26 protein-coding genes are annotated in these 15,978 nt (G+C 56.3%); 25 read left to right on the top strand and 1 reads right to left on the bottom strand.

Annotation, left to right across the window (positions count from 1 at the left end):
- Position 1 precedes the first annotated feature (1 nt).
- From rplP to glmM, 25 genes are all read left to right on the top strand, one after another.
- A complete protein-coding gene (rplP, locus tag AUMI_RS06210; RefSeq protein WP_096382539.1) occupies positions 2-421 on the top strand; it encodes a 50S ribosomal protein L16 in 420 nt (139 codons plus the stop codon).
- Positions 421-723, top strand: a complete 303-nt coding sequence (gene rpmC / locus AUMI_RS06205; protein ID WP_096382536.1) for a 50S ribosomal protein L29 — start codon at positions 421-423, stop codon at positions 721-723. Before rplP ends, rpmC begins: the two co-directional genes overlap by 1 nt.
- Positions 723-1,019 carry a 30S ribosomal protein S17 gene (gene rpsQ, locus AUMI_RS06200; protein WP_096382535.1) on the top strand — a complete coding sequence of 99 codons (297 nt, stop codon included), beginning with the start codon at positions 723-725 and terminating at the stop codon, positions 1,017-1,019. Before rpmC ends, rpsQ begins: the two co-directional genes overlap by 1 nt.
- 31 nt (positions 1,020-1,050) lie before the next feature.
- On the top strand, positions 1,051-1,419 hold the full coding sequence (gene rplN, locus AUMI_RS06195; RefSeq protein ID WP_096382532.1) for a 50S ribosomal protein L14: 369 nt from the start codon (positions 1,051-1,053) through the stop codon (positions 1,417-1,419).
- 2 nt (positions 1,420-1,421) lie between these two features.
- Positions 1,422-1,781 carry a 50S ribosomal protein L24 gene (gene rplX, locus AUMI_RS06190; protein ID WP_096382530.1) on the top strand — a complete coding sequence of 120 codons (360 nt, stop codon included), beginning with the start codon at positions 1,422-1,424 and terminating at the stop codon, positions 1,779-1,781.
- Positions 1,781-2,368 carry a 50S ribosomal protein L5 gene (rplE, locus tag AUMI_RS06185; RefSeq protein ID WP_096382527.1) on the top strand — a complete coding sequence of 196 codons (588 nt, stop codon included), beginning with the start codon at positions 1,781-1,783 and terminating at the stop codon, positions 2,366-2,368. Before rplX ends, rplE begins: the two co-directional genes overlap by 1 nt.
- A 60-nt stretch (positions 2,369-2,428) precedes the next feature.
- Positions 2,429-2,827, top strand: a complete 399-nt coding sequence (rpsH, locus tag AUMI_RS06180) for a 30S ribosomal protein S8 (protein WP_096382524.1) — start codon at positions 2,429-2,431, stop codon at positions 2,825-2,827.
- A 6-nt stretch (positions 2,828-2,833) separates the two neighbouring features.
- Positions 2,834-3,370, top strand: coding sequence for a 50S ribosomal protein L6 (rplF, locus tag AUMI_RS06175; protein ID WP_096382523.1), 537 nt, complete (start codon positions 2,834-2,836; stop codon positions 3,368-3,370).
- A gap of 2 nt (positions 3,371-3,372) precedes the next feature.
- A complete protein-coding gene (gene rplR, locus AUMI_RS06170) occupies positions 3,373-3,744 on the top strand; it encodes a 50S ribosomal protein L18 (RefSeq protein ID WP_096382520.1) in 372 nt (123 codons plus the stop codon).
- The gene (rpsE, locus tag AUMI_RS06165) at positions 3,741-4,421 is read left to right on the top strand and encodes a 30S ribosomal protein S5 (RefSeq protein ID WP_096382518.1); all 681 of its coding nucleotides are present in this window, start codon (positions 3,741-3,743) and stop codon (positions 4,419-4,421) included. The genes rplR and rpsE overlap by 4 nt, the downstream gene beginning before the upstream one ends.
- A complete protein-coding gene (gene rpmD, locus AUMI_RS06160; RefSeq protein WP_096382516.1) occupies positions 4,421-4,606 on the top strand; it encodes a 50S ribosomal protein L30 in 186 nt (61 codons plus the stop codon). Before rpsE ends, rpmD begins: the two co-directional genes overlap by 1 nt.
- Positions 4,606-5,310 (top strand): 50S ribosomal protein L15, encoded by a 705-nt coding sequence (gene rplO / locus AUMI_RS06155; RefSeq protein WP_096382513.1) that lies wholly within the window; start codon positions 4,606-4,608, stop codon positions 5,308-5,310. Before rpmD ends, rplO begins: the two co-directional genes overlap by 1 nt.
- Before the next feature lie 91 nt (positions 5,311-5,401).
- Positions 5,402-6,724, top strand: coding sequence for a preprotein translocase subunit SecY (secY, locus tag AUMI_RS06150; protein ID WP_096382511.1), 1,323 nt, complete (start codon positions 5,402-5,404; stop codon positions 6,722-6,724).
- A complete protein-coding gene (locus AUMI_RS06145) occupies positions 6,724-7,311 on the top strand; it encodes an adenylate kinase (RefSeq protein WP_172418270.1) in 588 nt (195 codons plus the stop codon). Before secY ends, AUMI_RS06145 begins: the two co-directional genes overlap by 1 nt.
- An 8-nt stretch (positions 7,312-7,319) precedes the next feature.
- Positions 7,320-8,165: a type I methionyl aminopeptidase gene (gene map / locus AUMI_RS06140; RefSeq protein ID WP_096382509.1), complete on the top strand. Its 846-nt coding sequence runs from the start codon at positions 7,320-7,322 to the stop codon at positions 8,163-8,165.
- 134 nt (positions 8,166-8,299) lie between these two features.
- Complete coding sequence (gene infA, locus AUMI_RS06135; RefSeq protein WP_096382508.1) at positions 8,300-8,521, top strand: translation initiation factor IF-1; 222 nt, start codon at positions 8,300-8,302, stop codon at positions 8,519-8,521.
- 60 nt (positions 8,522-8,581) lie between these two features.
- On the top strand, positions 8,582-8,695 hold the full coding sequence (rpmJ, locus tag AUMI_RS06130; protein WP_047561540.1) for a 50S ribosomal protein L36: 114 nt from the start codon (positions 8,582-8,584) through the stop codon (positions 8,693-8,695).
- A gap of 167 nt (positions 8,696-8,862) precedes the next feature.
- Positions 8,863-9,237 (top strand): 30S ribosomal protein S13, encoded by a 375-nt coding sequence (rpsM, locus tag AUMI_RS06125; protein ID WP_096382505.1) that lies wholly within the window; start codon positions 8,863-8,865, stop codon positions 9,235-9,237.
- Between the two features lie 44 nt (positions 9,238-9,281).
- On the top strand, positions 9,282-9,680 hold the full coding sequence (gene rpsK, locus AUMI_RS06120) for a 30S ribosomal protein S11 (RefSeq protein ID WP_096382503.1): 399 nt from the start codon (positions 9,282-9,284) through the stop codon (positions 9,678-9,680).
- A gap of 81 nt (positions 9,681-9,761) precedes the next feature.
- Positions 9,762-10,754: a DNA-directed RNA polymerase subunit alpha gene (locus tag AUMI_RS06115; protein ID WP_096382500.1), complete on the top strand. Its 993-nt coding sequence runs from the start codon at positions 9,762-9,764 to the stop codon at positions 10,752-10,754.
- A 51-nt stretch (positions 10,755-10,805) separates the two neighbouring features.
- The gene (gene rplQ, locus AUMI_RS06110; protein ID WP_096382499.1) at positions 10,806-11,408 is read left to right on the top strand and encodes a 50S ribosomal protein L17; all 603 of its coding nucleotides are present in this window, start codon (positions 10,806-10,808) and stop codon (positions 11,406-11,408) included.
- A 91-nt stretch (positions 11,409-11,499) separates the two neighbouring features.
- Positions 11,500-12,492 carry a tRNA pseudouridine(38-40) synthase TruA gene (gene truA, locus AUMI_RS06105; RefSeq protein ID WP_342411384.1) on the top strand — a complete coding sequence of 331 codons (993 nt, stop codon included), beginning with the start codon at positions 11,500-11,502 and terminating at the stop codon, positions 12,490-12,492.
- Between the two features lie 148 nt (positions 12,493-12,640).
- The gene (rplM, locus tag AUMI_RS06100) at positions 12,641-13,087 is read left to right on the top strand and encodes a 50S ribosomal protein L13 (RefSeq protein WP_096382496.1); all 447 of its coding nucleotides are present in this window, start codon (positions 12,641-12,643) and stop codon (positions 13,085-13,087) included.
- Between the two features lie 35 nt (positions 13,088-13,122).
- Positions 13,123-13,614, top strand: a complete 492-nt coding sequence (gene rpsI, locus AUMI_RS06095) for a 30S ribosomal protein S9 (protein WP_096382494.1) — start codon at positions 13,123-13,125, stop codon at positions 13,612-13,614.
- A 28-nt stretch (positions 13,615-13,642) separates the two neighbouring features.
- Positions 13,643-15,004: a phosphoglucosamine mutase gene (gene glmM / locus AUMI_RS06090; RefSeq protein WP_096382491.1), complete on the top strand. Its 1,362-nt coding sequence runs from the start codon at positions 13,643-13,645 to the stop codon at positions 15,002-15,004.
- A gap of 17 nt (positions 15,005-15,021) precedes the next feature.
- Here glmM and coaA read toward each other — a convergent pair whose 3' ends face one another.
- Positions 15,022-15,972 (bottom strand): type I pantothenate kinase, encoded by a 951-nt coding sequence (coaA, locus tag AUMI_RS06085; RefSeq protein WP_096382488.1) that lies wholly within the window; start codon positions 15,970-15,972, stop codon positions 15,022-15,024.
- Positions 15,973-15,978: the final 6 nt, after the last annotated feature.

The raw sequence follows: 15,978 nt of genomic DNA, 5'->3' as shown, positions 1-15,978 counted from the left end.
CATGTTGATTCCACGTCGTGTAAAGCACCGTAAGCAGCACCACCCCGGCCGTTCCGGCCAGGCAACTGGTGGCACCAAGGTTTCCTTCGGTGAATTCGGTATCCAGGCACTGACCCCCGCGTATGTGACCAACCGTCAGATCGAGTCTGCTCGTATCGCGATGACCCGTCACATCAAGCGTGGTGGAAAGGTTTGGATCAACATCTACCCTGACCGTCCTCTGACCAAGAAGCCAGCTGAAACTCGTATGGGTTCCGGTAAGGGTTCACCAGAGTGGTGGGTGGCTAACGTCAAGCCAGGCCGCGTCCTCTTTGAGCTCAGCGGTGTGAACGAGACCATTGCTCGTGAAGCAATGACTCGTGCAATCCACAAGCTGCCCCTCAAGGCACGCATCATCAAGCGCGAGGAGGGAGACGCATAATGGCTGTCGGATCCAAGGAGCTTCGTCCCAACGAACTCGACACTTTTGACAACGAGCGCCTCGTAGAAGAGCTCCGTAAGGCAAAGGAAGAGCTGTTCAACCTGCGCTTCCAGTCTGCTACCGGTCAGCTCGAGAGCCACGGACGCCTCCGTGCTGTCAAGCGCGATATCGCACGCATCTACACGGTTCTCCGTGAGCGCGAGCTCGGTATTCGTGCAACGCCTGCTGTAGCTGCTGCTCCAGCTAAGGCTGAGAAGAAGACCAAGGCCGCTAAGGCCGAGACCGCGGAGGAGACCGAATAATGGCTACCGCAAAGGCTAAGAAGGCCGAAGAGACTGAGGCAATCGTTCGCGGTTACCGCAAGGTTCGTCGTGGCTACGTCACCAGCGACAAGATGGACAAGACCATCGTTGTTGAGGTTGAAGACCGCGTGAAGCACCCTCTCTACGGCAAGGTTATTCGCCGCAGCTCGAAGGTGAAGGCTCACGATGAGCTCAACACTGCCGGCATCGGTGACCTGGTTGTTATCAGCGAGACCCGTCCGCTCAGCGCTTCCAAGCGCTGGCGCCTGGTCGAAATCGTCGAGAAGGCTAAGTAGGCCCTGGCCTACTTCGTAAAAGGAGTTAGAAGTGCTTCAGCAAGAATCACGCGTCAAGGTTGCCGACAACACCGGCGCCAAGGAGCTGCTCACGATTCGTGTTCTCGGTGGTTCCGGTCGTCGTTACGCCGGTCTCGGTGACGTTATCGTGGCAACCGTCAAGGACGCTATCCCCGGCGGAAACGTGAAGAAGGGTGACGTCGTTAAGGCTGTCGTCGTTCGTACCGTCAAGTCGACCCGTCGTCCCGACGGTTCCTACATCAAGTTCGATGAGAACGCAGCTGTCATCCTCAAGTCGGATGGCGAGCCTCGCGGTACTCGTATCTTCGGTCCTGTCGGTCGCGAACTGCGCGACAAGAAGTTCATGAAGATTGTTTCATTGGCTCCGGAGGTTATCTAGTCATGGCAAACATCAAGAAGGGTGACCTCGTACAGGTCATCACTGGTCGTAGCCAGGCTCGCGGCGGAGACCGTGGCAAGCAGGGCAAGGTAATTGAGGTTCTCACCGATCGCAACCGCGTCATCGTTGAGGGTGTCAACTACGTAACCAAGCACAGCCGCGTTGGTCAGTCCGACCGCGGCACCAAGACCGGTGGTATCGAGACCGTTGAGGCTTCGATCCACATTTCAAACGTGGCAATTGTTGACCCCTCGACCAAGAAGCCAACTCGCGTTGGTTTCCGCACCGAGACTGTCACCAAGAACGGCGCAAGCAAGACCGTGCGCGTCCGTTACGCCAAGAAGTCAGGTAAGGACCTGTAATGACGAACACCGCAGTAGCTGGCAAAATCCAGCCACGTCTCAAGGCAAAGTACAAGGCAGAACTTCAGCAGGCTCTGGCCACTGAACTCGGCCTGAAGAACGTTCACGAGATCCCAACCCTCACCAAGATCGTGGTGAACATGGGTGTTGGTGAAGCAGCCAAGGATGGAAAGCTCATCGACTTCGCCGTCGCTGACCTGACCGCTATCACTGGCCAGAAGCCTTCGGTTACCAAGGCTCGCAAGTCAATCGCACAGTTCAAGCTGCGTGAAGGTCAGCCCATTGGTGCACACGTTACCCTCCGTGGTGACCGCATGTGGGAATTCCTGGACCGCACACTGTCGCTGGCTCTTCCTCGTATCCGTGACTTCCGTGGTCTTTCCGACCGCCAGTTCGACGGACACGGAAACTACACCTTTGGTCTCACCGAGCAGACAATGTTCCACGAGATCAACCAGGACAAAATCGACCGTCCTCGCGGTATGGACATCACTGTTGTGACGACTGCCAAGAACGACACCGAGGGACGCGCATTGCTTCGTGCACTGGGCTTCCCATTCAAGTCGGTAGACACCTCTACCAACTAAGCACCACAGGTCGCCACCCGCGTAACGGATGGCGAAACCTGGTGAAAAAAGGATAAACACATGACAATGACAGATCCGGTCGCAGATATGCTGACCAGACTGCGCAACGCTAACTCGGCACACCACGACTCCGTGTCCATGCCGAACAGCAAGCTCAAGACCGGCATTGCCGAAATCCTCAAATCTGAGGGTTACATCGCTGGTTGGGAAGTTGCAGATGCACGCGTAGGCAAGACCCTGACACTGAACCTCAAGTACAGTGCAGACCGCCACGCTTCTATCGTCGGTATCAAGCGTGTATCGAAGCCTGGTCTTCGTGTCTACGCAAAGTCGAACGAAATCCCCAAGGTCCTCGGTGGCCTCGGTATCGCCATTCTGTCCACCTCTAGCGGTCTTCTCACTGACCGTCAGGCTGAGAAGAAGGGCGTAGGTGGGGAAGTCCTCGCCTACGTGTGGTAACCGAGAATGTCACGTATTGGTCGTCTTCCTATTGACATCCCTGGTGGTGTAACCGTGACCATTGATGGTCAGGACGTTACTACCAAGGGTCCTAAGGGCGAACTCAAGCTCACCATTTCTGCTCCAATCACTGCTGTGATTGAGGAGAACCAGGTAGTTGTGAGCCGTCCCGATGACGAGCGCAACTCGCGTTCGCTGCACGGTTTGACCCGTACCCTCATCGCTAACCAGATTGTTGGCGTAACCCAGGGCTACGAAAAGGGCCTCGAAGTAGTCGGTACCGGTTACCGTGTTGCTTCTAAGGGCGCTGGTGTTGAGTTCGCACTCGGCTACTCGCACCCCATCACCGTGGAGCCTCCTGCAGGCATCACCTTCACTGTTGAGGGCAACAACAAGCTCATCGTGAGCGGCATCGACAAGCAAGCCGTCGGTGAAGTTGCTGCCAACATTCGTAAGCTGCGCAAGCCAGAGCCATACAAGGGCAAGGGTGTGCGTTACGCCGGCGAAGTTGTTCGCCGCAAGGCTGGAAAGGCTGGTAAGTAGCCATGGCACTCGGAACCCGAGGAAAGTCCAAGTCGGCCGCACGCGACCGCCGTCACGCACGTCTTCGCAAGAAGATCGAAGGAACTGCTGCACGTCCACGTCTGGTCGTCACCCGTTCCGCACGCCACGTATTTGTTCAGCTCGTCGACGACTCACAGGGTGTCACCGTTGCTTCGGCATCGACCCTCGAGTCCGACATGCGCACATTCGCTGGTGACAAGACCGCTAAGGCTCGCAAGGTTGGCGAACTCGTCGCTGAGCGTGCAAAGAAGGTTGGAATTGAAGCTGTTGTCTTTGACCGCGGTGGAAACAAGTACGCCGGTCGCGTTGCCGCGATCGCCGATGGAGCTCGAGAGGGTGGATTGAGCCTGTGAGCGAGAACACTGTTAACGAAACTGAAGTTGTTGCAGAAGCAGCAGCTGTGGAGACTGCACTCGTAGACACCACCAACGAGCCTCGTGAGGCTCGCCGTGGTGGCCGTGAGCGCAACCCCAACAAGGATCGCAACCGCGATCGCGACGCTGAGAAGAGCCAGTTCCTCGAGCGCGTCGTTACCATCAACCGTGTATCCAAGGTGGTCAAGGGTGGTCGTCGCTTTAGCTTCACCGCTCTCGTCGTCGTGGGTGACGGTAACGGTATGGTTGGCGTTGGCTACGGTAAGGCGAAGGAAGTTCCCCTCGCTATCTCCAAGGGTGTTGAAGAAGCTAAGAAGGCTTTCTTCCGCGTACCACGCACCGGTAACACCATTCCTCACCCCGTTCAGGGCGAGGCAGCTGCCGGTGTTGTACTCCTTCGTCCCGCTGCTGCAGGTACCGGTGTTATCGCCGGTGGTCCAGTGCGTGCCGTACTCGAGTGCGCAGGTATCCACGACGTACTGAGCAAGTCTCTCGGTTCGTCCAACACCATCAACATTGTTCACGCCACCGTGGAAGCACTGAAGCAGCTCGAAGAGCCTCGCGCCGTTGCTGCACGTCGTGGTCTGGACTTTGACCAGGTTGCTCCTGCACGCCTCGTGCGCGCAGAAGCTGAGGCTGCAAAGGCAGGTGCCTAATGGCTGCTCGTCTAAAGGTCACACAGATCAAGTCCGTAATTAGCGAAAAGCAGAACCAGCGCGACACTCTTCGTAGCCTGGGTCTCAAGCGCATTGGCGACATCGTCGTCAAAGAGGACAGCCCGGTAACTCGCGGATACGTTCGCACCGTGGCTCACCTCGTCAAGGTCGAGGAGATTGACTAATGGCTGAAGAGAAGAAGGAAGCCGCAAAGAAGGCTCCAGCTGCAAAGGCTGCTGCTCCTAAGGCTGCCGCCGCGAAGGCACCTGCTGCCAAAGCTGCTGCACCTAAGGCTGCTGCAAAGCCAGCTGCAGAAAAGGCCCCTGCTGCAAAGGCTGCTCCCAAGGCTGCCGCTAAGCCAGCTGCTGAGAAGACCGAAGCTCAGGCTGAGGCTCCCAAGGCTGCTGCCGCAAAGAAGCCTGCTGCGAAGAAGGCTGCTGCTGAACCTCGTGAGCACGTCCTTAAGGTGCACCACCTTCGTCCCGCTGAGGGCGCGAAGAAGGCTCGCACCCGCGTAGGTCGTGGTGAAGGTTCTAAGGGTAAGACTGCAGGTCGTGGTACCAAGGGAACGAAGGCTCGTTACCAGGTCAAGATCGGCTTCGAGGGTGGACAGATGCCTCTGCACATGCGTACCCCCAAGCTCCGCGGCTTCAAGAACCCCTTCCGTGTTGAGTACCAGGTTGTGAACCTGGATGCTCTCGCTGAGCTGTACCCCAACGGTGGAGATGTCACAGTAGCTGACCTCGTAGCCAAGGGCGCGGTTCGCAAGAACGAAAAGGTCAAGGTTCTTGGTAACGGCGACATCGCTGTTAAGCTGAACATTGCAGTTGACAAGGTCTCGAGCTCAGCAGAGCAGAAGATCGTGGCTGCAGGCGGTTCGATCAAGTAACCACCTGCTGGTTGCGCAAACGTAGCGTTACTGGCTCCCCGCAGGGGGAGCCAGTACGCGTTACAACCCCCAAGATTTACAGGAGTCATTTGTGATTAGTGCAATTGTGCGAATTTTCCGCACTCCAGACTTGCGCCGCAAGATTGGCTTCACGCTGGGAATTATCACCCTGTTCCGTTTGGGATCGTTCATCCCCGGACCTTACGTTGATTTTGGCAACGTTCAGGCATGTTTGAATGCCAACCAAAACACCTCGGGCCTCTATGAGCTCGTCAACCTCTTCTCTGGTGGAGCTCTCCTCCAGTTGAGCATCTTTGCTCTGGGCATCATGCCCTACATCACGGCGTCGATTATCGTGCAGCTGCTGCGCGTGGTTATCCCTCACTTTGAAACGTTGTACAAGGAAGGTCAGGCTGGCCAGTCCAAGCTGACTCAGTACACCCGTTACCTCACCATTGCACTTGGTGTCCTCCAGTCGACCACACTGATCACTGTTGCTCGCTCGGGCGCACTCTTTGGAACCAACTCGACTCCTGAATGTTCTCAGTTGCTCACCAACGACGCATGGTACGCAATCCTGCTCATGGTCATCACCCTTACCGCTGGTACCGGTCTGATCATGTGGATGGCTGAACTGGTCACCGAGCGCGGTATCGGTAACGGTATGTCTTTGCTGATCTTCACCTCTATCGCAGCTGGTTTCCCTCGCTCTCTCGGAAACGTCTACAGCGCACGCGGTCTGAACACTCTGCTGATTGTTCTGGCACTGATCTTGGTGGTCATCATCGCGGTTGTCTTCGTGGAGCAGTCTCAGCGTCGTATTCCTGTTCAGTACGCCAAGCGTGTTGTGGGACGTCGCACCTACGGTGGTAACAACACGTACATCCCCATCAAGGTGAACATGGCTGGTGTGGTCCCCGTGATCTTCGCTTCCTCACTGTTGTACCTGCCCGCACTGATTGCACAGTTCAACCAGCCTGCAGCTGGTCAGCAGCCTGCGGCATGGGTGACCTGGATTTCTACCTACCTCACGCAGGGTGACCACCCGGTCTACATGCTCATGTTCTTCCTGCTGATTGTGGGCTTCACGTACTTCTATGTCGCCATCACCTTCAACCCTGTTGAGGTCGCCGACAACATGAAGCAATACGGTGGCTTCATCCCCGGTATTCGTGCCGGTCGCCCCACTGCCGAATACCTCGACTACGTGCTCACTCGCATCACCTTGCCTGGTTCGCTCTACCTGGGTCTCGTCGCGATTTTGCCCCTTATCGTGCTCGCTCTGGCAGGCGCCAGCACCTCCTTCACTTTTGGTGGAACATCTATACTTATCGTTGTAGGTGTCGGGCTGGAGACCGTGAAGCAGATTGATTCACAGTTACAACAGCGCCACTATGAAGGGCTATTGCGATAATGACTGGTACTCGCCTGCTGCTGATTGGACCACCCGGAGCAGGTAAGGGTACTCAGGCAGCAATCCTCGCCGAAACATACGGTATTCCCGCTATTTCTACGGGAGATATCTTCCGCGCCAACGTCAAGAACGAGACTCCGTTGGGTCTTGAGGTGAAGGCCATCTTGGCTCGCGGTGAGTACGTTCCAGATTCGCTGACGAACTCCATCGTCGAAGACCGCCTGCACGAAGCAGACGCTGCGAATGGTTTTCTCCTTGACGGGTACCCTCGCACCATTGACCAGGTGAATGAGCTCGACCGGATGCTTTCCGCTGACGGGAAGGCTCTCGATGCTGTTGTTCTGATTACCGCAGACACTGATGTTGTGGTGGGGCGCTTGCTCAAGCGTGCTGAAATTGAAGGTCGCGCGGACGACACTGAAGAGGTCATCCGTCACCGCATGTCTGTCTATGAAGAGCAGACCGCACCACTGATCGACACCTACTCTGCTCGCGGCATTGTTGTCACCGTTGACGGTCTTGGTGCAGTCGAAGAAGTGACCGGTCGCATCGTTGACGCTCTCGCTGCTGCCGGCGTTCAGGCCTAGAACCTCAGATGGGTTTCCGCACCAACATTTATAAGTCCCCAGCACAGCTGAGGCTCATGGTTGAACCTGGACTCATCACCGCTGCCGCGCTCGATGCTGCACGTCCTCTCATTCGTGCTGGAGTCTCCACACTCGAAATTGATGCCGCAGCCGAGAAAGCGATTCGTGACCGTGGCGGCGAACCCAACTTCAAGTTAGTTCCTGGATATCGTCACACCGTGTGTGCCTCGGTGAACGACGAAGTCGTTCACGGCATCCCAGGTGGTCGCATCCTTGAACCCGGAGATATCGTCTCCATCGATGCCGGTGCGCAGTATCAAGAATGGAATGGCGACTCCGCTATTACCGTGGTTGTTCCTGACCCCAGCCGTCCTGAGGTTGTTGCCGAGCGCGAACAGCTCTCCCGTATCACTGAGGGATCACTTTGGGCAGGTATTGCTCGGTTGGCCAAGGCTAAGCACCTTAATGAGGTGGGAGATGCCATCCAGGGCTATATCGAACTTGAGGGTATGAAGGTTGGCCACCGCTACGGCATCCTCACCGATTACATTGGACACGGTATCGGCCGCGACATGCATGAAGCGCCTCCAGTGTTCAACTACCGCGTGAAGCAAAAAGGGCCAGAAGTTAAGCCGGGTTTGGTTGTTGCTATCGAACCCATGGTGGTCACCGGCAAGATTGACACCTACGTTGCCGAGGATGACTGGACCGTCATCACCGAAGACGGAGGCATGGCCTCGCACTGGGAACACTCGGTTGCTGTGCACAAGGATGGCATCTGGGTTCTCACCGCGCATGATGGAGGGGCAGCAGGTTTAGCGCCCTTCGGTGTTGTTCCAACCCCGATAGCCTAAATCCGAGTTGGCTTTCTGCCCGGATATCGCATAAGCTTGTACTTTGGTGTCTGTTGCCATGCCTTTGGCGTGTCGTCAGAAACCATATTGCAACCGCAAGACCAGTAATCCCCAATTAAGCGATAAGTGAGTATATGGCGAAAAAAGACGGCGTCATTGAGATCGAAGGAACGATCACAGAAGCGTTGCCAAATGCCATGTTCCGCGTTGAGCTAACCAACGGACACAAGGTACTTGCCCACATTTCGGGCAAGATGCGCCAGCACTACATCCGAATCCTCCCCGAGGACAAGGTCATCGTAGAGCTGAGCCCATACGACCTCACTCGTGGCCGTATCGTTTACCGCTACAAATAAGGATTCCTGAGAAGTAACGGCCTGCCTGCAGGTACGAAGACAGCGAAATAGGTAAGAAAAATGAAGGTTAACCCCAGCGTTAAGCCCATCTGCGACAAGTGCAAGGTTATTCGCCGCCACGGAAACGTCATGGTGATCTGCGAAAACCCACGTCACAAGCAGCGCCAGGGCTAGTAACACCCCCACAGATTTTCACTCGCAAGAGTGAGAGACGCGGTTTCACCGCAACAACTGAAAAAAAGCACTCCCATGAATCTCAAGAAATTGAGAGGACACCTACGGTTGGAGGCCGTGGCACCGGGAATGCTCCACACCTCCACTACACACAAGGAGATGCCACCATGGCACGTCTTGCCGGAGTAGACATTCCACGCGAAAAGCGCGTGGAAGTTGCACTGACATACATCTACGGTGTTGGCCGTACGCGAGCTCTTAAGACTCTCGCCGACACCAAAATCAGCGGAGACATCCGCGTCAAGGACCTCACCGACGACCAGCTGGTCGCTCTGCGTGACTACATCGAAGGCAACTTCCGCGTAGAGGGTGACCTCCGCCGTGAAGTTCAGGCTGACATCCGCCGCAAGGTTGAGATCGGTAGCTACGAAGGTCTTCGCCACCGTAAGGGTCTGCCGGTTCGCGGTCAGCGCACCAAGACCAACGCTCGTACCCGCAAGGGACCAAAGCGTACCGTCGCCGGCAAGAAGAAGGCTAAGTAATCCGCGTAGGCGGGTACTAGCCCCATAAGGTTTTAGGAGAAATCATGGCAGCACCTAAGTCGGCAGTTCGCAAGCCGCGCAAAAAGGACAAGAAGAACGTAGCTGTGGGCCAGGCTCACATCAAGAGCACGTTCAACAACACCATCGTGTCAATCACTGACACCACTGGTGCCGTAATCAGCTGGGCATCGTCCGGTGGAGTTGGCTTCAAGGGTTCACGTAAGTCAACCCCGTTTGCCGCTCAGCTTGCAGCAGAGTCTGCAGCACGCCAGGCACAAGAGCACGGCATGAAGAAGGTAGACGTCTTCGTCAAGGGCCCCGGCTCTGGACGTGAAACCGCAATCCGTTCGCTTCAGGCCGCAGGCCTCGAGGTTGGATCGATCTCCGATGTGACCCCACAGGCTCACAACGGATGCCGTCCACCTAAGCGTCGTCGCGTTTAGTTTTCCCCCTCTTTCATAACTCAATAATTCATCGCTCACGCAAGTGTCATATATCGGACACTTAGCCGAAAGGAATACATAGTGCTCATTGCACAGCGCCCCACGCTTTCCGAAGAGAACATCTCCGAATACCGTTCACGTTTCATCATTGAACCGCTTGAACCAGGTTTCGGTTACACCCTCGGTAACTCTTTACGTCGTACCCTGCTCTCCAGCATTCCTGGTGCAGCAGTAACCAGCATCCGTCTTGATGGCGTACTCCACGAGTTCTCCACCATCCCCGGTGTTAAAGAAGACGCAACTGAAATCATCCTGAACATCAAGTCTCTGGTTGTTTCCAGCGAGCACGACGAGCCCATTACCGCTTACTTGCGTAAGCAGGGTTCTGGTGTTGTCACCGCTGCAGACATCTCCGCACCTGCTGGTGTTGAGATCCACAACCCTGAGCTCGTGATCGCAACCCTTAACGACAAGGCAAAGTTCGAACTCGAACTGACCATTGAGCGTGGACGTGGATACGTCTCCAGCGCTCAGAACCGTTCAGAGTTCTCCGAGGCAGGTCAGATTCCTGTTGACTCGATCTACTCTCCCGTACTCAAGGTGACCTACCGCGTCGAGGCAACTCGTGCCGGTGAGCGCACTGACTTCGACCGTCTGGTTGTTGACGTGGAGACCAAGCCAGCTATCACTCCTCGTGACGCTATGGCTTCTGCTGGTCGTACCCTGACCGAGCTGTTCGGTCTGGCACGCGAGCTCAACACTGCTGCTGAAGGTATCGAGATCGGTCCTGCACCAGTAGACGCAGTCCTCAGCTCTGAGCTGTCGATTCCTGTTGAAGACCTCGACCTCTCTGTTCGTTCCTACAACTGCCTCAAGCGCGAAGGCATCAACACCGTTTCTGAGCTCGTAGCTCTGTCTGAAACTCAGTTGATGAACATCCGCAACTTCGGTCAGAAGTCGGTCGACGAGGTTCGCGACAAGCTCATCGAGATGGGTCTGTCTCTCAAGGATTCTGTCCCCGGATTCGACGGAGCACACTTCTACGGTGGCTTCGACGACGACGAGAACATCTAAGCGACGTCTCTTTTAGACACGTCACAGTATTGATTTACGGAGATATAGAAAATGCCAACCCCAACTAAGGGTCCACGCCTCGGAGGCGGTCCTGCACACGAGCGCTTGATGCTCGCGAACATGTCCGTTTCCTTGTTCACCCACAAGTCGATCAAGACCACCGAGACCAAGGCCAAGCGCCTGCGTCCCGTGGCTGAGCGTCTCATCACGTTTGCAAAGCGTGGAGACCTTCACGCACGTCGCCGCGCGCTGTCGATCTTGCGTAACAAGGAAGCTGTTCACATCCTTTTCGCTGAAATCGCTCCACTGGTTGCTGAGCGTGAGGGCGGTTACACCCGCATCACCAAGCTCGGTTACCGCAAGGGTGACAACGCTCCTCTGGCACAGATCGAGCTCGTGCTCGAGCCAGTCAACAAGAAGCCTGCCAAGGCAAAGCCTGCTAAGGCTGAGGCTCCTAAGGCAGCAGCTCCTGCAGCTGAGGTTGTTGAAGAGGTTGTTGTTGACGAGGTGACCGAAGAGGTCGCAGTTGACACTGCCGGTGAAGCAGAAGTTGAAACCGTTGTTGAAGAGACCGTTGCAGAGGTTGTTGAAGAAGCACCTGCCGCAGAGGAAGCTCCTGCAGCTGACGAGGCTCCTGAAGAGGAAGCTAAGTAGTCTTCACACAGAACATGTTCGAAGCCCCGGTGTTGATCGCCGGGGCTTCGAACGTTAACTCTGCTGTGTTGAAGACTTTAGACTCATAGACGTGAATGAGGAAGTAACGCAGAACGACGTCCTAGAGGACGACTTTTCTGACCTCATTCCCGTTGATGGTGTTGTTCGGCTCCGCCTGGACTTCGGCTATGACGGCACAGATTTTGCTGGCTGGGCTAAACAGCCAGGTTTGCGCACGGTGGAAGAAACCATGGAGCATGCCTTTGCGCAGGTGTTGCGCATGGATGTTTCCCCACGCATTGTGGTTGCCGGTCGCACCGATGCTGGTGTTCATGCTGCTGGCCAGGTTGCTCACATTGATGTTCCCCTCGAGCAGCTCATTCGGGTCTCTTTCTCCCGAGTTGAACGCCGTGAACTCCAAGAGCAAGGCGGCATTCCCTTCGTGGATGGCCTGCCGCAGGTTCCCCACTCCATGCTGCATGCCTTGATGCGCCGCGTGGACGGATCAATGGGACGCAATGCGGATGTGGTGATCAATAAGGTCACGGTCGCGCCTGCAGGTTTTGATGCCCGCTTTTCTCCTCTGGCCAGACGGTATGAATATCGTTTGGCTGATGGCCTTGAGCACGTGAATCCGATTGACCGCCGCAGAACAGCCTTCCACTTCTATCCGCTTGATGTGGATGCCCTGAACGAAGCCGCCGAGATGATGCTGGGGCTGCGCAATTTCAGTGCGTTTTGTCGCCCCCGCCCTGGCGCCACCACGATTCGTGAATTGCAGGAGTTCCATTGGGAACGCGATGAGCATGGTGTGATCGTGGCACAGTTGCAAGCAGATGCGTTCTGTCACTCCATGGTGAGGTCCCTCGTCGGGGCGTGTGTGGCGGCAGGGTCGGGGACACACTCTCTTGATGCCATCGAGGATTTGCGCGATAAGGGTGATCGCACGAGCGTGTTTAAGGTCATGCCTGCTCACGGTTTGACCTTGACCCAGATTATTTATCCCCCAGATGATGAGGTGGGCCAGCGGGCAGACCTTACCCGCAGCCGTCGCGAATTGACCGACGACGCTCCCATAGCGTAAATTAGACCCTTGGTGCTTGTTCTCTATGGACAGGCCGCCGAAGTTGAGCCCTCGACTGACGGGTTCTGCAAGCGAGATACTGCTTTCAGAACGCGACGACTGAGCGGGATACACGGACCACTCATTTCGACAAGAAAGCAGTATTACTGTGACTCGTACCTTTACGCCTAAGGCTGGAGAAGTTACACGCGGCTGGGTCATCATTGACGCAACCGACGTTGTTCTTGGACGCCTCGCCTCTCACGCAGCAACCATCCTGCGTGGCAAGAACAAGCCCACCTACACTCCTCACATGGACATGGGTGACTTCGTCATCATCATCAACGCAGACAAGGTTGTCCTCACCGGCAACAAGGCTGCACAGAAGAAGGCTTACCGCCACTCTGGTTACCCAGGTGGTTTGACCGCTACTACCTACACCGATCTGCTCGAGAAGAACCCTGAGCGCGCAGTCGAGAAGGCTATCCGTGGCATGCTCCCCAAGACTTCTTTGGGACGTGACCAGTTCCGCAAGCTCAAGGTCTACCGTGGCGCAGAGCACCCTCACGCTGCACAGCAGCCCAAGGTATACACCCTCACTCAGGTAGCTCAGTAGAGCCTCGAAGATTTAGATAAAGGATTAGAAAAATCATGGCGGACAACGCAGAAATCGAGACCGAGGCCGTAGAGGTCACCGAGTACTCAACCGAAACTCCTGTTGCAGCAGCTCCTAAGGCTCCTCGCGCAGTTCTCAACGTTCCAGGTGCAGCTGTAGGTCGTCGCAAGCAGGCTATTGCTCGCGTACGCCTCGTACCCGGTTCCGGCACCATCACGGTCAACGGCCGTGAGCTTGCTAACTACTTCCCCAACAAGCTGCACCAGCAGCTCATCAACGACCCCTTCACCGTGCTTGAGCTTGGTGGCGCATACGACGTAGTCGCACGCATCACCGGTGGTGGCCCTTCCGGTCAGGCTGGCGCACTGCGTCTTGCTATTGCTCGCGCATTGAACGAGATTGACCGCGACAACAACCGCGCGACCCTCAAGAAGGCGGGCTTCTTGACTCGTGACGCACGCGTCATCGAGCGCAAGAAGGCTGGTCTGAAGAAGGCTCGTAAGGCTTCACAGTTCTCGAAGCGTTAATCTCGCTTCTGTACTGAACGACTGTCCCTTGGCACGTCTATTCGGCACGGACGGTGTCCGAGGCTTAGCAAACCGTGAACTCACGGCAGATCTAACCTTGGCACTGGCCCAGTCGGCTGCGGTGGTTCTCACCAGCGGTCGCAGAGCCGAGGCCAGACGAGCTGAGGGACGTCGTGCTACAGCGGTCATTGCACGTGACCCTCGTATCTCGGGTGAATTCCTCACCGCGGCGTTATCTGCCGGGTTAGCGAGCTCAGGTATTGACGTGCTCGATGCGGGTGTTATCCCAACCCCCGCAGCTGCTTACCTAGTCAGCTCAATCGGTGCGGACTTTGGTGTGATGGTTTCTGCCTCACACAACCCCGCACCAGATAACGGCATCAAGTTCTTTGCTTTCGGCGGAACGAAGCTTCCTGATGAGGTCGAAGACCGCATTGAAGCTGCGTTAGACGCCGATCACCTGCTGCCCACCGGTGGTGAGGTTGGTCGTATTCGTCGCTTCGCAGATGCTGAAGACCGTTACGTTATTCACCTGCTGGGCACGCTGCCCAACAAACTCAATGGTCTACACGTGGTGTTGGACTGCGCTCACGGTGCAGCTTCGGCAATCTCTCCCGAGGTCTTCACCGATGCCGGTGCCAAGGTCACCGTCATCGCGGCAGACCCCGATGGATTGAACATCAACGACGGTGTGGGCTCCACCCACCTTGACGTGGTCGCTGCTGCCGTGGTTGCTCACGGTGCCGATATTGGTATTGCACACGATGGTGACGCCGATCGCTGCCTGGCTGTCGATGCTCAGGGCAACGTTGTTGATGGCGACCAGATCATGGCGATCCTCGCGGTGTCCATGAAAGAACGTGGTCACCTCAAAAACGACACCCTCGTTGCCACGGTGATGAGTAACCTTGGCCTACACAAAGCCATGGAGAAGCACGGCATCAAAGTCATCCAGACTGCTGTGGGAGACCGCTACGTTCTCGAGGGCCTTGCCGAACACGATGCTTCCTTAGGTGGCGAACAGTCTGGCCATGTCATCATGACCGAACACGCCACCACTGGTGACGGAATTTTGACCGGTTTGCACCTCGTTGCAGAAATGGCCCGCACTGGCAAGACCATTGCTGACCTCGCCTCAGTGATGACTGTCTACCCTCAGATTCTCGTGAACGTGCGCGGAGTTGACCACCGCGCTCTTGCTGGCAACACGGTCATCGACGACGCAGTGAAGGCTGCTGAAGCAGAGCTGGCCGACACCGGTCGGGTTTTGCTGCGCCCTTCCGGAACCGAACCTATGGTTCGCGTCATGGTCGAAGCAGCCGATCAGGCAACTGCTGACCGCCTGGCACACAGCCTCGCTGATGTGGTCAAGGCAGAGCTTTCGCTCTAACTTTCAACCGCTTCGTCTTAGATCTTGCGCAGCAAGACGGTAGAGACTGCGTGGTTTGCTGACTTGCGTAGCACCAACGTTGCCCGTGAGCGCGTGGGGCGAATGTTTTCTTCCAAGTTGGGAAGGTTAATGCGCTCCCAGAAATCTTGGGCTGTTGCCCGAGCTTCTTCTTCGGTCAGCTGTGAGTAGCGGTGGAAGTAGGAGTCTGGGTCAGTGAAGGCTCCACGTTGCAGGCTGAGAAATCTTTCCTGATACCAGGAGGCAATATCTGCCGTGCGGGCATCAACATAGATCGTGAAGTCGAAGAGGTCACTCACCGCTAAACCACCTCGAGTGGGAGGCTGCAATACGTTGAGGCCCTCCACAATAAGAACGTCTGGCTGGCGCACCACAATCTCTTCATCTGGGAGGATGTCATAGCTCAGGTGGGAATACACCGGAGCGGTGGCTTCTTCTGCACCGCTTTTGATTTTGCTCACAAAACGTAGCAGAGCACGGCGGTCATAGCTTTCGGGGAAACCCTTGCGATCCAGGATGCCGCGGCGGAACAGTTCCGCATTGGGGTAAAGGAAACCATCGGTGGTGACCAGTTCTACCCGAGGAGTGTCCTCCCAGCGAGCCATGAGCATTTGCAGCAGGCGTGCCACCGTCGATTTCCCCACGGCGACCGAGCCGGCCACACCAATGACAAACGGAGTCGTCGTGGCGCGCTCGCCGAGGAAATCGGTGGTGTCCCGGTGCAGTTTGCGTGCCCCGGTGGCATAGATCGAGAGCAACCTGCTCAGCGGAAGATAAACATCTTCAACTTCTTTGAGATCGAGGCGATCTCCCAGTCCACGCAGGCTTTCAATATCTGCTTCGGTGAGGGGAGATTTGGTCGTGGGCGCCAACTCTGCCCACTCTGCCCGGGAGATTTCCACAAAGGGAGTGGTGTGCGTATTGATTGCGCCGGTGTGCTCTAGCCTCACCTGCCT

It is taken from the genome of Aurantimicrobium minutum (genome assembly GCF_002355535.1).
GTDB classification, from domain to species: domain Bacteria; phylum Actinomycetota; class Actinomycetes; order Actinomycetales; family Microbacteriaceae; genus Aurantimicrobium; species Aurantimicrobium minutum.
Note: the sequence above shows the minus strand (reverse complement) of the source record. Positions and strands in the feature narration are given on the sequence as shown.

Coding starts and splice junctions, on each gene's coding strand:
- rplP (WP_096382539.1), top strand. CDS start 2: ATGTTGATTCCACGTCGTGTAAAGCACCGTAAGCAGCACCACCCCGGC.
- rpmC (WP_096382536.1), top strand. CDS start 421: ATGGCTGTCGGATCCAAGGAGCTTCGTCCCAACGAACTCGACACTTTT.
- rpsQ (WP_096382535.1), top strand. CDS start 723: ATGGCTACCGCAAAGGCTAAGAAGGCCGAAGAGACTGAGGCAATCGTT.
- rplX (WP_096382530.1), top strand. CDS start 1,422: ATGGCAAACATCAAGAAGGGTGACCTCGTACAGGTCATCACTGGTCGT.
- rplE (WP_096382527.1), top strand. CDS start 1,781: ATGACGAACACCGCAGTAGCTGGCAAAATCCAGCCACGTCTCAAGGCA.
- rpsH (WP_096382524.1), top strand. CDS start 2,429: ATGACAATGACAGATCCGGTCGCAGATATGCTGACCAGACTGCGCAAC.
- rplF (WP_096382523.1), top strand. CDS start 2,834: ATGTCACGTATTGGTCGTCTTCCTATTGACATCCCTGGTGGTGTAACC.
- rplR (WP_096382520.1), top strand. CDS start 3,373: ATGGCACTCGGAACCCGAGGAAAGTCCAAGTCGGCCGCACGCGACCGC.
- rpmD (WP_096382516.1), top strand. CDS start 4,421: ATGGCTGCTCGTCTAAAGGTCACACAGATCAAGTCCGTAATTAGCGAA.
- rplO (WP_096382513.1), top strand. CDS start 4,606: ATGGCTGAAGAGAAGAAGGAAGCCGCAAAGAAGGCTCCAGCTGCAAAG.
- AUMI_RS06145 (WP_172418270.1), top strand. CDS start 6,724: ATGACTGGTACTCGCCTGCTGCTGATTGGACCACCCGGAGCAGGTAAG.
- map (WP_096382509.1), top strand. CDS start 7,320: ATGGGTTTCCGCACCAACATTTATAAGTCCCCAGCACAGCTGAGGCTC.
- infA (WP_096382508.1), top strand. CDS start 8,300: ATGGCGAAAAAAGACGGCGTCATTGAGATCGAAGGAACGATCACAGAA.
- rpmJ (WP_047561540.1), top strand. CDS start 8,582: ATGAAGGTTAACCCCAGCGTTAAGCCCATCTGCGACAAGTGCAAGGTT.
- rpsM (WP_096382505.1), top strand. CDS start 8,863: ATGGCACGTCTTGCCGGAGTAGACATTCCACGCGAAAAGCGCGTGGAA.
- rpsK (WP_096382503.1), top strand. CDS start 9,282: ATGGCAGCACCTAAGTCGGCAGTTCGCAAGCCGCGCAAAAAGGACAAG.
- rplQ (WP_096382499.1), top strand. CDS start 10,806: ATGCCAACCCCAACTAAGGGTCCACGCCTCGGAGGCGGTCCTGCACAC.
- rpsI (WP_096382494.1), top strand. CDS start 13,123: ATGGCGGACAACGCAGAAATCGAGACCGAGGCCGTAGAGGTCACCGAG.